This window comes from Variovorax sp. GW822-FHT04A09, assembly GCF_058801005.1.
Map to the genome: position 1 here is coordinate 230,319 of NZ_JBXAMV010000007.1, position 13,209 is coordinate 243,527.

General features: G+C 66.6%; 15 protein-coding genes. 11 read left to right on the top strand and 4 right to left on the bottom strand.

Features of this window, described 5'->3' with window-relative positions; all coding sequences use genetic code 11:
* Window positions 1-57: 57 nt before the first annotated feature.
* Window positions 58-1,260 carry an MFS transporter gene (locus AC1RLW_RS28400; RefSeq protein ID WP_354345761.1) on the bottom strand — a complete coding sequence of 401 codons (1,203 nt, stop codon included), beginning with the start codon at window positions 1,258-1,260 and terminating at the stop codon, window positions 58-60.
* 259 nt (window positions 1,261-1,519) lie between these two features.
* On the opposite strand from AC1RLW_RS28400, the gene AC1RLW_RS28405 reads away from it, so the two are divergent.
* From AC1RLW_RS28405 to AC1RLW_RS28415, 3 genes are all read left to right on the top strand, one after another.
* Window positions 1,520-3,088 carry an anti-phage dCTP deaminase gene (locus AC1RLW_RS28405; RefSeq protein ID WP_493195919.1) on the top strand — a complete coding sequence of 523 codons (1,569 nt, stop codon included), beginning with the start codon at window positions 1,520-1,522 and terminating at the stop codon, window positions 3,086-3,088.
* A gap of 9 nt (window positions 3,089-3,097) precedes the next feature.
* Window positions 3,098-3,322, top strand: a complete 225-nt coding sequence (locus tag AC1RLW_RS28410; RefSeq protein WP_493195920.1) for a hypothetical protein — start codon at window positions 3,098-3,100, stop codon at window positions 3,320-3,322.
* 176 nt (window positions 3,323-3,498) lie between these two features.
* Window positions 3,499-3,807 carry a hypothetical protein gene (locus tag AC1RLW_RS28415; RefSeq protein WP_493195921.1) on the top strand — a complete coding sequence of 103 codons (309 nt, stop codon included), beginning with the start codon at window positions 3,499-3,501 and terminating at the stop codon, window positions 3,805-3,807.
* A 49-nt stretch (window positions 3,808-3,856) separates the two neighbouring features.
* Here AC1RLW_RS28415 and AC1RLW_RS28420 read toward each other — a convergent pair whose 3' ends face one another.
* The gene (locus AC1RLW_RS28420) at window positions 3,857-4,006 is read right to left on the bottom strand and encodes a hypothetical protein (protein WP_493195922.1); all 150 of its coding nucleotides are present in this window, start codon (window positions 4,004-4,006) and stop codon (window positions 3,857-3,859) included.
* Between the two features lie 43 nt (window positions 4,007-4,049).
* On the opposite strand from AC1RLW_RS28420, the gene AC1RLW_RS28425 reads away from it, so the two are divergent.
* Window positions 4,050-5,012 (top strand): AraC family transcriptional regulator, encoded by a 963-nt coding sequence (locus tag AC1RLW_RS28425; protein WP_493195923.1) that lies wholly within the window; start codon window positions 4,050-4,052, stop codon window positions 5,010-5,012.
* A 161-nt stretch (window positions 5,013-5,173) separates the two neighbouring features.
* A complete protein-coding gene (locus AC1RLW_RS28430) occupies window positions 5,174-5,464 on the top strand; it encodes a putative quinol monooxygenase (RefSeq protein ID WP_070060294.1) in 291 nt (96 codons plus the stop codon).
* A gap of 24 nt (window positions 5,465-5,488) precedes the next feature.
* Here the strand turns inward: AC1RLW_RS28430 and AC1RLW_RS28435 are convergent, their stop codons facing one another.
* A complete protein-coding gene (locus tag AC1RLW_RS28435; RefSeq protein WP_307635897.1) occupies window positions 5,489-6,334 on the bottom strand; it encodes an alpha/beta hydrolase in 846 nt (281 codons plus the stop codon).
* Between the two features lie 175 nt (window positions 6,335-6,509).
* Here AC1RLW_RS28435 and AC1RLW_RS28440 point away from each other — a divergent pair, with 175 nt between their 5' ends.
* On the top strand, window positions 6,510-7,139 hold the full coding sequence (locus AC1RLW_RS28440) for a 2-hydroxychromene-2-carboxylate isomerase (RefSeq protein ID WP_070060143.1): 630 nt from the start codon (window positions 6,510-6,512) through the stop codon (window positions 7,137-7,139).
* Window positions 7,140-7,166: 27 nt separating this feature from the next.
* On the opposite strand, the gene AC1RLW_RS28445 is transcribed toward AC1RLW_RS28440, so the two are convergent.
* Window positions 7,167-8,078, bottom strand: a complete 912-nt coding sequence (locus AC1RLW_RS28445) for a LysR family transcriptional regulator (protein WP_056575757.1) — start codon at window positions 8,076-8,078, stop codon at window positions 7,167-7,169.
* A gap of 180 nt (window positions 8,079-8,258) precedes the next feature.
* Here AC1RLW_RS28445 and AC1RLW_RS28450 point away from each other — a divergent pair, with 180 nt between their 5' ends.
* The 5 genes from AC1RLW_RS28450 to AC1RLW_RS28470 all read left to right on the top strand — a co-directional run bounded on the left by AC1RLW_RS28450 (window position 8,259) and on the right by AC1RLW_RS28470 (window position 13,194).
* On the top strand, window positions 8,259-8,912 hold the full coding sequence (locus tag AC1RLW_RS28450; protein ID WP_062474264.1) for a hydrolase: 654 nt from the start codon (window positions 8,259-8,261) through the stop codon (window positions 8,910-8,912).
* A 29-nt stretch (window positions 8,913-8,941) separates the two neighbouring features.
* Window positions 8,942-9,238, top strand: coding sequence for a DUF1427 family protein (locus tag AC1RLW_RS28455; protein WP_493195924.1), 297 nt, complete (start codon window positions 8,942-8,944; stop codon window positions 9,236-9,238).
* Window positions 9,239-9,318: 80 nt separating this feature from the next.
* Window positions 9,319-11,211 carry an amidohydrolase gene (locus AC1RLW_RS28460; protein ID WP_493195969.1) on the top strand — a complete coding sequence of 631 codons (1,893 nt, stop codon included), beginning with the start codon at window positions 9,319-9,321 and terminating at the stop codon, window positions 11,209-11,211.
* Between the two features lie 8 nt (window positions 11,212-11,219).
* Window positions 11,220-11,618: a DoxX family protein gene (locus tag AC1RLW_RS28465; protein WP_493195925.1), complete on the top strand. Its 399-nt coding sequence runs from the start codon at window positions 11,220-11,222 to the stop codon at window positions 11,616-11,618.
* Window positions 11,611-13,194, top strand: coding sequence for an MFS transporter (locus AC1RLW_RS28470; protein ID WP_493195926.1), 1,584 nt, complete (start codon window positions 11,611-11,613; stop codon window positions 13,192-13,194). Before AC1RLW_RS28465 ends, AC1RLW_RS28470 begins: the two co-directional genes overlap by 8 nt.
* The last annotated feature ends 15 nt before the right edge of the window (window positions 13,195-13,209 follow it).

The following is a 13,209-nucleotide window of genomic DNA, read 5'->3' on the forward strand; positions in this document are numbered from 1 at the left end:
GCGTGTGTGTTCCTTGTGTTCAAAGAAAGAAAGAAAAAGAAGAGAGGAGAGGAAAGCTCAGTGCCCGACCGGCACCGGCCCCGAGGCGCGCACCGGAATGCCGGCACGGCGGTCGAGCGAGCCGCTCCACTGCGTGAGGGCGAGCGACACCAGCACCACCAGCGCGCCGATCCAGGGCGTGTGCATCAGCCCGAGGTGCGTCACGATCAGGCCGCCGGCCCAGGCCGCGCCGGCAATGCCCAGGTTGAAGGCCGCGATGTTCAGGCCCGAGGCCACGTCCACCGCCTGCGGCGTGAAGCGTTCGGCCTGCTTCACCACGTACACCTGCAGTCCCGGCACGTTGCCGAACGCCACCGCGCCCCACATCAGCACCGCCACCAGCGCCAGCCACTTGTGCGGCGCCGCGAAGTTGAAGACCAGCAGCACGGCCGCCAGCAGCGCAAAGATGATCTTCAGCGCCGGAATCGGCCCCATGCGGTCGGCCAGCTTGCCGCCCCAGATGTTGCCCACCGCCACCGAGATGCCGTACACCAGCATCACCCAGCCCACCGCGCCGGCGCTGAAGCCCGACACCTCCGTGAGGATCGGCGCCAGGAACGTGAACGGAATGAACGAGCCGCCGTAGCCGATGGCCGTCTTGGCATATACCAGCAGCAGGCGCGGCTCGGCCAGCACCTTGGCTTGTTGCGCCAGCGAGGCCGGCGGCGTGTGGCGGATGTTGCCCGGCACGAAGATCCAGCTGCCGATGAAGGCGACCACGCCCAGCGCCGACACCGCCAGGAAGGTCTCGCGCCAGCCGAAGTGCTGCCCGATGAACGTGCCCAGCGGCACACCCGTGACCAGCGCCACCGTGAGGCCCGTGAACATGATCGCGATGGCGCTCGCCGCCTTTTCTTTCGGCACCAGGCCGGTGGCAATCGTCGAGCCGATCGAGAAGAACACCCCGTGCGCCAGCCCCGTGAGCACGCGGGCGGCAATCAGCGATTCATAGCTGGGCGCCTGCCACGCCAGCAGGTTGCCGACCGTGAACAGCGCCATCAGCCCGAGCAGCAGCGCCTTGCGCGGCAGCTTGCCCGTGAGGGCCGTGAGCACCGGCGCGCCAATGGCAACGCCCAGCGCATAGAGGCTGACCAGCAGGCCGGCCGAGGGAAGGCCGATGCCGAGGTCGGCAGCGACGGTGGGAATGAGGCCAACGATGACGAACTCGGTCGTTCCGATGGCGAAGGCGCTGAGGGTCAGCGCGAGTAAGGCGATTGGCATGAGAGCACTCCTTCTGGGATGAGGAGGAGTGTCTTGCGGTTACCTTTGCGGATAAATGGGGTTCCTGTCAGAAGATAGTTGCCTTGAATTCAATAATAAAAATCGAGCGTTTCTTCTGAAAAATGCAAATCAGGAAAAGTCGTGCAGCGGCCGTGTAGGAGGAAAAATCGAGATTGTTTGAGTTTTTCTGGGAGTAACCCGCGGCTCTCGTGGCAGATGATCGAATACATTCGAAACAATATTGTTACAAAGGCCTTGCATGAGCGCGATCTTGAAGCCGATTTCACTCCCGGTGAAGCCATTCAATACTCAAGGAAGTATTGATGGAACGCTAACGGACGAAATCGTGATTGCCCTTTGTGGGCCGATGGGAACGCCACTTCATTCAGTGGCTGAGGTGTTTCAACGGTTGCTTCGGGGTGAGGACTACAAGTACAAGAAAGTGGAGATCATCCGGTTGAGCGATCTCATTCGGAAAAACGCCAAGATCGAAGGCGAAGTGACCACTGAGAAATTGATCGAAGCGGGTAATGAACTGCGGAAAAATCATGGGACGGCCGTATTGGCGCAGTTAGCCGTCAAAGAAATTACGTTGGCTCGCCTAGCGCTCAAAGACCCCGTGAATGAAAAGCAAGTGGGCCTCTTCCCAGACAGCGCGAATGACGCCATAAATCCTGCCTACTCTGAGCGCAGTTGTCACATCATCGACTCCATAAAAACTTCTGGCGAACTGCGTCTGCTCCGATCTGTCTATGGAGACATGCTTCATGTTGTTGGTGTCTATGCTCCGATTGAACTGCGTGTCGAGAGATTGAGTAGAAAGAGCAAGCCTGAGGAGATTCACCATCTGATCGATCGTGACTCTGGCGAGGAGCATTCCCATGGGCAGCGTGTTCGAGAGACTTTTCCGCTCGCGGACTTTTTTCTACGAGCTGACACGAATACGGATTCGCAACTCGACGGGCGCGTGAAGCGTTTCCTCGATCTGATGCTCGGTGCGCGGATAGTCACTCCAACTGTCGCAGAGCGCGCGATGTACGCAGCCTATTCCGCAGCCAGAAACTCCGCATGCCTATCAAGACAAGTTGGTGCTGCGATCACAAACGAGGCCGGGGATGTTCTGGCGACTGGATGGAATGACGTTCCCAGAGCTTTCGGTGGCCTATATCAGTCGGAGGAGCCGACGACTGGAGCGGATGGTGATCATCGTTGCTGGAACAAGGACGGGGGGAAATGCTTCAACGATGAAGAGAAGTCCTTGATAGCTCAAGCCATTGTCGATCGCTTGGTGAAGGCGAAAGTCTTGACTAGTGAGCAACGCGCAACAGCTGAGGCAGCCGTCCTCAACGACACCCAGTTGAAGAGCCTGATTGAATTTTCGCGTGCAGTTCATGCTGAGATGCATGCGCTTCTGAACGCAGGAAGCACGCACGGGGCGGAAATCAAGGGCGGCAAATTGTTCGTCACAACATACCCTTGCCATTCGTGCGCGCGTCATCTTGTTGCAGCAGGGATTAGGGAGGTCTACTTTGTCGAACCGTACAGAAAGAGCCTCGCGACAAAGTTGCATGCGGATGCGATCACCGAGGCAGAAACAGATCACAAAAAGGTTCGGATCATTCCCTTTGATGGAGTCGCGCCATCTCGCTTCCTCAAGTTCTTCAGCGCGCCTGCCGACGGACGCAAAGACCCGGCAACGGGCAAGCTGAGAAAGCCGAGCGGACATCCTGTCACCGCAACAACGCTAGAGGCAATCGAGACGCTTGAGGGGCTCGCGGTGAAGGGACTAGAATCGAGCGGTCTGATACCTAATCCGCCGGCGAACTGAGGAGAAAGCATGCCAAGAGTTCCAGAGGAACAACTGCATCTGCGTTTCGCTCATTCATCGTTCTCGAGCGAAGAGTCGTTGCAGGAGGGCACCGATAGCCCGAAAGCCAAGCAGACTGGAGCGACCATTCTGGCGTTCCCACAGCGTCACAATGTGGACGCGAAAGCCACAGACGAACAGACTAGTCGCTTCGCTCTGATTCAGAAAGTCCTTGATCGCGTGAGCAAGTTCTGAGCGTTTGCTCGACACGCATCCATCTCGATGTGTGGCCAAGGGACAGAGGCGATTCGGGCGCCTAGGCGTTGAGAGCTATCGGTCGGCTCGTCTAGATATACTGCTTCGCGTCGTGCTGAGTGGCGCGGCCGGGTTTGGAAGCCTGATGAACCTCTGCGAATCTTGGAGTCCATCACATGGCTGAATCCGCTCGCGCCTGCGCGCAATCTCGCATTTCTTCCGCTGCCCTCGACGACCTCGCCCTGCAAGCCTGCGACGACGCCGACAACCTCAACGCGGTAATGCGTGCCTACACCGCGCTAGAAAAGCTCGTCGACACCAGCGCCCTGAACGACAGCGAAGAGCTCGCCCCCACCCGCACTGAACTGAGCGCCTTGCTGCGCCTGCTCAACGAAGCGTTGATGACGCGCATCGCCACCGTCAACGCAACAGCCGGCGCCGTCCGCGATGCGCTGCAAGCGCACCCCTCACTCAAGCCGGCCTAGCCCACAGCGGCCGGCGTGAAGCCTCTGCCTCACGACCGGCCCGCAACCCTCAAGCCGCCTTCGTCTCCGGCAACACCGCCGTCAACGCGAAGTCCACCAGCATCAGCCAGGCCTCTTCGCGCCCGGTGATGTTGTGGTGGTCCGAGTTCGACGCGGTCTGCACGCTCACGGACGCGCGCAGACCGGCTACGCTGCGCATCCCGTTCGCTTTCCAGCGTTCTCTCTTCTCCACGACCAAGCCGATGCCAGTTGCGCCCATTGCCGCCGACGACAGCAACAACAACAAACCCGAAGAGGCCACCTTCATTTCTGCCGCCTGGACCCGCCTGCGCGACATGGTCGCTGCGCGAACCCCCGTGGACGGCCGCACCGACGCGCTGTACCCGGGCCTGCGCTGCTACCGCTTCTCGCACCCGATCCGCTACGAGAAAACCCAGCGCCTCACGCCGGGCGTGGTGGTGGTCCTGCAGGGCCGCAAGACCGCGCATCTCGGCGGCGGCCGTTCGCTGGCCTACGGCGCCACGCAGTGCCTGGTGCTCGGGGCCGAGGTCGCGTGCCTCGGCGCGGTCGTCGGGGCGAGCGCCGCGGCGCCGTACCTGGCCATTCATCTGGACCTGCCGCCCGACGTGCTGGTCAAGTCGGTCCTCGCACTGGCCGAAGGCGGTGGCGCACGGCCGGCCGAGCCTGCCCGCGTGCGCGAGCACTTCACGGCCCCGGTGGGGCCGGAGGTGGTCGAGGCCTTCGCCCGCCTGCTGCTGGCGGCCGATGACCCGGTGGACCGCCGCACGCTCGCGCCGCTGGCCGTCGAGGAAATCGTGCTGCGGCTGCTGCGCTCCGAGGCGGCCGCCGCCATCCGCAGCGCGGGCGCCGTCACCAAGGCCGGCGCGCGCATACAGACGGCCATCGCCTTCATGCGCCGCCATCTGGGTCGGCCGCTGTCGGTGGCCGAGATCGCGGGCCACGTCCACATGAGCCCTTCGCACTTCGCGCACAGCTTTCGCGAGGTGGCCGGCGTCACGCCGATGCGTTGCATTCGCGACCTGCGCCTGGAAGAGGCGCGCTCGCTGATGCTGGGCGCCGGGCTGCGCCCCGGCGATGCGGCTGCCAAGGTGGGGTTCGAGAGCGCGGCGTATTTCAACCGCGCGTTTCGCAGACGGTTCGAGACGACGCCTGCGGAGTACGTGCGGCGCATGCAGGCGGCGTGATGCTTGGGTGATCCCGGCGTGGCTGCCTGCGTCCTTCGCAGCCATGGTCAATTTCTTCGCAGCTTCGTGCCTAGGCGCGGGGGAGGGGGCTGGCTAACCTGCCTGCTCTCTCTTTTCATTCATTCATTGAATCCACAAGCCAACGCGAAGAAGAAATGTCCATGGACCCGATCAACGTCATCATCACTTTCGAAGCCAAGCCCGAGCGCGCGTCTGCGTTCGCGGAACTCATGAACCAGGTCAAGCAGTCGCTGCCATCGGCGGATGGGTGCCGGGGCGTGCGGCTGTTCGGGCGCAGCGACAACGACTGCGTTTTCACGCTGGTCGAATCGTGGGCGTCGCAGGCGCACCACCAGGCGCACATCGCGGGCGCGGTGGCGTCGGGGGCCTGGGATGCGCTGGCGGGGGAGTTGGCGCGGGAGCCTGTCAGCTGCTATTGCAGGGAGCTTTGAAAGAGCCCTGGCCGCTTGCGCCCCCTACGCCGCCTTCGTCTCCGGCAACACCGCCGTCAACGCAAAGTCCACCAGCATCAGCCAGGTCTCTTCGAGCCCGGTGATGTTGTGGTGGTCCGAGTTCGACACGGTCTGCACGCTCACGGGCGTGGGCCAGGCGGCGATGAGTTTTTCGGAGCGTTCGTGGGGCACCACGTCGTCCTTCGCGGCGAGCAGCACCTGGGTCTTGGCGGCGACTTCCTTGCTGTGTTCGATGGAGTTGAAGCGGTGCCGCAGCAACAGCGACAGCGGCACGAGCGGAAAGCGCTTCTTGGCGACTTCGAGCAGCGAGTCGTAGGGGGTGATGAGCTGCAGGCTCGCAAACTCCTGCCGCGCCACGAGCTGGATGGCCACGCCGGTGCCCAGGCTGCGGCCCACCACGTGCAGGCGCGCTTGTGGAAAGGCGCGGCGCAGGTGGCTGGCGAACTGGGCGGCGTCGGCCACGGAGGCGATTTCAGACGGCGCGCCCTGCGAGTCGGCCACGCCCCGGTAGTTGAGGGCCGCAAAGCCGAAGCCCTCGGGCAGCCAGTGCAGCATCTGCGCGGTGGCGCGCACGTCTTCGCCGCGGCCGGCGAAGTAGATGAACAGGTCCTGCAGCGCGTCTTCGCCCTGCGGGTGGTACACGTAGCCGCGCACCATGCCGCCGGGCACGGGGTGCGAGTAGGTCGAGAAGTCGTCCGACAGATGCACCACGGGCAGCTTGCGGGCGTTGAAAAGAATGTGGCCCTGGCGCGTGGCGAGCAGGGTCCAGTAGGCGGCCAGGCTGCCAATGGCGGCGGCCGAGGCCGACAGGGCAATGCGGGCAATCTTGGCTTGGGTCTTCGGCTGCAAATCAGGGCTCCCGGAAAAGTGGCGGCGGCGCATCGCAAGGGCAGGGCCCGGCCGATGCACAACCACACAGCAACGCGCAAGGGGCGTAGTTTCACCGCGTTCGCGAGGCGGTGCGTTGCGAGGTGTATGGCCGTGGCGCGCGGCGCGCCGGCCGGGGGCTGAAGATAATCCCCGCATGATCGCCATCGACTGCTACTACAGCCTCTCCTCGCCCTGGGCCTACCTCGGCGGCCCGCAATTGCAAGACATCGTGCGCCGCCACCATGTGCAGCTCACGCTCAAGCCCTACGACTTCCAGGCGGTGGTGCCGCAGACCGGCGGCATTCCGCTGAAGACGCGCCCGGAGCCGCGCCGCACGTACCACGCGCTGGAGCTGTCGCGCTGGCGCGATTACCTCGGCATGCCGATGAACCTGGAGCCCGCGCACTACCCGAAGGGCGCGCCGACCGACCCGAACTGGAACAAGTACCCCGGCTGGATGGTGATCGCCGCCCAGCTGCAGGGGCTCGATGCGCAGCCGCTGTCGCACGCGCTGCTGCGCGCGCTGTGGGCCGAGGAGCGCGACACGGCGCAGGCTGCGGTGCGCATCGCGATCGCCGACGAAAACGGCTACGACGGCGCGGCGCTGCAGGCGCTGGAGCAGTCGGCCGAGGTGTTGGCCGTGTACCGCGCCAACAGCGCCGACGCGGTGGAAGCGGGCGTGTTCGGCGCGCCCACGTTCATCCTGAACGGCGAGCGCTTCTGGGGACAAGACCGGCTGGCGTTTCTCGACCGGGCGCTCGACAAGTTGCGCGCCGGCGGCTGAGCGACAACTTCTTTTTTCAGTCCTCTCTCAGAGGAACGAACGCGGCAGCAGCGCGGGCACGAGCGTGCGGTGCAGCCGCTCGCGCCACCAGCGCAGCGCCTGGCCCTGCGCGCCGGTCTTCCACGCGAGCCAGAAGGCTTCGGGCGCGCGCGGTTCCTCGGTTGGCAGCTCGACCAGCGTGCCGCGCGCCAGCTCGTCGGTGATGCAGGCACGCGGCAAGAAGCCGTGGCCCAGCCCGGCGACCTGGCAGGCGACCTTGGCGGCCATCGACGGCACGGTGATGCGCGGCTGGCCGGCCATGAGGCCGACGGTGCGGTCCGACAGGGTGCGCGCGGTGTCGCCGACGACGATGGCGTTGCAGTCGATGAGGTCGCCGCGCTGCACGGGGCGCTTCAGCCGCGTGAGCGGGTGGGTGGGCGCCACGCAGAAGGCGAACGCCAGGCTGCCCACGGCCACGGCCTGGTGGCCGCCGCCGGCCGGGCCTTCGCCCGCGGCCACGACGATGTCGGCGCGGCCCTCGCGCAGCGCCTCCCAGCTGCCGGTGAGCGCCTCGCAGCCGATGCGCAGCCGCGTGCCGCAGCGCAGGTCTTCGAAGGCGCGGATGTCGTCCATGAAGGCTTGTGTGGGAATGAGCGAGTCGTGCACCAGCCGCAGCTCTGATTCATAGCCGGTGGCAATCTGCCGCATGCGCGATTCGAGGTCGCTCGCGGCGCCGAGCAGCCAGCGGCCTTCCTTGAGCATTTCCTCTCCGGCGGCGGTGAGGGTCACGCGCGGGCCGTTGCGCTCGAACAGCAGCATGCCCAGCTGCTCTTCGAGCTTGCCCACGGCGTAGGAGATGGTGGAGGGCACCTTGTTCAGCCGCGCGGCGGCGGCGGCAAAGGAGCCGTGGCGCGCGATGGCGTCGACGACCTCGATGGCTTCCAGGGTGAGCTTGAGCACGGGGCGTTCCTCGCAGCAAAAAGGAATGATCGAAAACTTCGATCATTGATGGTGAAAAATTTCGTCGATGGGGCCCCGTGTGCACCGGATGATTCAGCCCACGCCAAGGAAATTCCCTCCGAAAGCGATTGTGAACCGAATCGAATATCCACGCACCCAACTTTGCCGAAGGAGCCTTTCATGACCGTCCAAGCCACCCCCACCGCCGGCGCCAAGCTGCTCACCCCCACCGACCACACGCTGGTGATGATCGACTTCCAGTCGCAGATGGCCTTTGCCACGCACTCGATCGACGCCGTGAACCTGCGCAACAACGCCGCGCTGGTGGCGCAGGCGGCGGCCGGCTTCAAGGTGTCGACCATCCTGACGACCGTGGCCGAGAAGAGCTTTTCGGGCCCGATGTTCAGCGAGATCACCGACGCCTTCCCCGGCCAGAAGATGCTCGACCGCACTTCGATGAACACCTGGGAAGACGCCGCCGTGATCGAGCGCGTGAACGCCATCGGCAAGCCGCGCATCGTGCTGGCCGGCCTGTGGACCAGCGTGTGCATCGTGGGCCCGGCGCTGTCGGCGCTGGACCAGGGCTTCGAGGTGTACGTGATTGCCGACGCCTGCGGCGACGTGTCCACCGAGGCGCACAACCGCGCGATGGAGCGCATGGTGCAGGCCGGCGCGCAGCCGATGACCTCGCTGCAGTACCTGCTGGAGCTGCAGCGCGACTGGGCGCGTGGCGACACCTACGAGTTGACGACCGGTATTGCGAAGAAGGTGGGCGGCGCCTACGGTCTGGGCGTGACGTACGCCAAGACGATGTTCGGCGCCCACGAGGGTTGAGCGCAGAGCACCCGGAAGGCCGCCCGACCATGAAGACCTATGTCGTTTCCCTCGCGCTCGGCCTGCTGGTCGGCGTGATCTACGCGCTCTTCCAGGTGCGCTCGCCGGCGCCGCCGGTGATCGCCCTGGTGGGCCTCTTGGGCATCCTGCTCGGCGAGCAGATCCCGCCGCTGGTGCGGCAGGTGTTCGACCGGCCGGCCGCCAGCTCGTGGCTGCATGACCAGGTCAAGCCGCACGTGTTCGGCGAGCTGCCGACCTGCGCGCAGCCCGGGGCGGTGAAGACCGCCGCCGCCGGCAGCCGCCCGTCCGAGCGGAGCGACGCATGAACGCCCCCGACCCGCAACGCCGCCACTTCCTGGGCGCCCTCGGCGCCTTTGCAGCCACCTCCCTCGCACCCGCATCCACCATGGCCACCACCCAGACCCCCGACCTCATTCTGCGCAACGGCCGCTTCACCACGCTGGACCGTGCCAACCCCACGGCCGACGCGGTGGCCATCAAGGACGGCCGCTTCACCCGCGTGGGCCGCGCCGAAGACGTGCTGCCGCTGGCCGGCAGCCAGACCCGCGTGATCGACCTGCAGGGCCAGCGCGTGCTGCCGGGCCTCATCGACAACCACCTGCACATCATTCGCGGCGGCCTGAACTACAACATGGAGCTGCGCTGGGACGGCGTGAAGAGCCTGGCCGATGCGATGGGCATGCTCAGGCGCCAGGTGGCGATCACGCCCGCGCCGCAGTGGGTGCGCGTGGTGGGCGGCTTCACCGAGCACCAGTTCGTCGAGAAGCGCCTGCCGACCCTGGCCGAGCTGAACGCGGTGGCGCCCGACACGCCGGTGTTCATCCTGCACCTGTACGACCGCGCGCTGCTCAACGGCGCCGCGCTGCGCGCCGTGGGCTACACCAAGGACACGCCCGCGCCGCCCGGCGGCGAGATCGTGCGCGACAGCGCCGGCAACCCCACGGGCCTGCTGCTGGCCAAGCCGAACGCGGCCATCCTGTACGCCACGCTGGCCAAGGGGCCGAAGCTGCCGTTCGACTACCAGCTCAATTCCACGCGCCACTTCATGCGCGAGCTCAACCGCCTGGGCGTGACCGGCGCCATCGACGCGGGCGGCGGCAACCAGAACTACCCCGACGACTATGAAGTGATCCAGAAGCTGCACGACGACGGGCAGCTCACGATCCGCCTGGCCTACAACCTCTTCACGCAGAAGCCCAAGGCCGAGAAGGACGACTTCCTCAACTGGACGGCCAACTCCAGGTACAAGCAGGGCGACGACTACTTCCGCCACAACGGCGCGGGCGAGATGCTGGTGTTCTCGGCGGCCGACTTCGAAGACTTCCGCCAGCCGCGCCCCGACATGGCGCCCGAGATGGAAGGCGACCTCGAAGGCGTGGTGCGCATCCTGGCGCAGAACCGCTGGCCCTGGCGCATGCACGCGACCTACGACGAAACCATCAGCCGCTCGCTCGACGTGTTCGAGAAGGTCAACAAGGACACGCCGCTGGCCGGCCTGAACTGGTTCTTCGACCATGCGGAGACGATTTCCGAGAAGTCGATGGAGCGCATCGCCGCGCTCGGCGGCGGCGTGGCGGTGCAGCACCGCATGGCCTACCAGGGCGAGTACTTCGTCGAGCGCTACGGCCCCGGCGCGGCCGAGGCCACGCCGCCGGTCAAGAAGATGCTGGAGCGCGGCCTGAAGGTGTCGGCCGGCACCGACGCGACGCGCGTGGCCTCGTACAACCCGTGGGTGTCGCTGTCGTGGCTGGTCACGGGCAAGACGGTGGGCGGCATGCAGTTGTACCCGCAGCGCAACTGCCTGGACCGCGAGGCCGCGCTGCGCATGTGGACCGAGAACGTCACCTGGTTCTCGAACGAGGAGGGCAAGAAGGGCCGCATCCAGGAAGGCCAGCTGGCCGACCTGGTGGTGCCCGACCGCGATTTCTTCGCCTGCGCCGAATCGGAGATTGCCGACACCACGGCGCTGCTCACGATGGTGGGCGGCAAGGTGGTCTACGGCGCCGGCCCGTTCGCCGCGCACGACGAAGGCGGCCTGCCGCCCGCCATGCCCGACTGGTCCCCCGCGCGCACCTTCGGCGGCTATGCCGGCTGGGCCGACACCGCCGAGGGCGCACCGCTGCAGAAGGTGATGCGCAACGCCGCGATGTCGTGCGCCTGCGCCAACGACTGCAACGTGCACGGCCACAGCCACGCGACGGCCTGGAGCAGCAAGCTGCCCATCGCCGACCTGAAGAGCTTCTGGGGCGCGCTGGGTTGCGCCTGCTGGGCGGTGTGATGAAGGCCATGCACTGGACCCTTTCGCCCGCCGTGCGCTGGATCGCCTTGCTGCTGCTGTGCGCGGCCTACCTGCAGGGCGGCCTGAACAAGGCGCTGGACTTCAACGCCGCCCTCGCCGAGATGAACCACTTCGGCCTGTCGCCGGCCGGCCCGCTGGCCGTGGCGGTGATCGTGCTGGAGCTGGGCGCCGCGGCGCTGATCCTCACCGGCTTCTGGCGCTGGCTCGGCGCGCTCGCGCTGGGTGGCTTCACGCTCATGGCCACCTTCGTCGCGCTGCGTTTCTGGGAGATGCCGCTGGGGCAGGAACGCTTCATGGCGGCCAACGCCTTCTTCGAACACCTGGGCCTGGTCGGCGGCTTCCTGCTCGTCGCCTGGCTCGACCTCAAGGAGCGCCACGATGACTGAGCCCCAAGCCAAAGCCGCCGGCGCCTTCGCGCCGCTGCGCCAGCCGGTCTTCGCCGTGCTGTGGGCCGCCACGGTGCTGGGCAACATCGGCAGCTTCATGCGCGACGTGGCCAGCTCGTGGCTGGTGACCGACCTGTCGGCCAGCCCGACGGCGGTGGCGCTGATCCAGACGGCGGCGACGCTGCCGATCTTCCTGCTGGCGATTCCGGCGGGCGTGCTGTCGGACATCCTCGACCGCCGGCGCTTCCTGATCTTCGTGCAGGTGCTGCTGGCCGCGGTGAGCGGCACGCTGCTGGTGCTGTCGCACACGGGCACGCTCACGGTCGAGTACCTGATCGCGCTGACCTTCGTGGGCGGCATCGGCGCGGCGCTCATGGGGCCGACCTGGCAGTCGATCGTGCCGGAGCTGGTGCCGCGCAGCGAGCTCAAGGGCGCGGTGGCGCTGAACTCGCTGGGCATCAACATCGCGCGCTCCATCGGGCCGGCGGCGGGCGGGCTGATCCTGGCGAGCTTCGGCGCGGCCGCCACCTACGGGCTCGACGTGCTGAGCTATGTGTTCGTGATCGCGGCGCTCCTGTGGTGGAAGCGCCCGGCGGCGGTCGACAGCGGGCTGTCCGAGAACTTCTTCGGCGCCTTCCGCGCCGGCCTGCGCTACACGCGGGCCAGCAAGGAGTTGCACGTGGTGCTGCTGCGCGCGGCGGTGTTCTTCCTGTTCGCCAGTTCGGTGTGGGCGCTGCTGCCGCTGGTGGCGCGCCAGATGCTGGGCGGCACGGCGAGCTTCTACGGCATCCTGCTGGGCGCCGTGGGCGCGGGCGCCATCGGCGGCGCGCTGGTGATGCCGCGGCTGCGCGCCCGGCTCGATGCCGACGGCATGCTGCTGCTGGCCTCGCTGCTCACGGCCGCGGTGATGGGCGCCCTGGTGTTCGCGCCGCCGCAGTGGCTGGCGGTGCCGATGCTGGGCGTGCTCGGGCTGGGCTGGATCATTGCGCTGACCACGCTCAACGGGGTGGCGCAGTCGATCCTGCCGAACTGGGTGCGGGGGCGCGGGCTGGCCGTGTACCTCACGGTGTTCAACGGCGCCATGGCCGCCGGCAGCCTGGGCTGGGGCCTGGTCGCGCAGCAGATCGGCGTGCCGGCCACGCTGGTGGCGGGCGCCGTGGGGCTGGTGGTGATGGGGCTGGTGTTCCACCGCGTGCGGCTGCCCGCCGGCGAGGCCGACCTGCAGGCCTCGAACCACTGGCCCGAGCCGCTCTTGGCCGAGCCGGTGGTGCACGACCGCGGGCCCGTGATGATCCAGGTCGAGTACCGCATCCGCAAGGAAGACCGGCCGGCGTTCCTCGATGCGATGAAGCGCCTGTCGCTCGAGCGCCGCCGCGACGGCGCCTACGCCTGGGGCGTGCACGAGCACACGGCCGACGCCGAGCGCGTGATGGAGTGGTTCCTCGTGGAGTCGTGGGCCGAGCACCTGCGCCAGCACCACCGCGTGTCGCACGCCGATGCCGACCTGCAGGCCGAGGCGCTGCGCTTTCACATCGGCCCGGGCAAGCCCGAGGTGCATCACTTCCTGGCGCTCTGAGCGGCGCGGATTCTG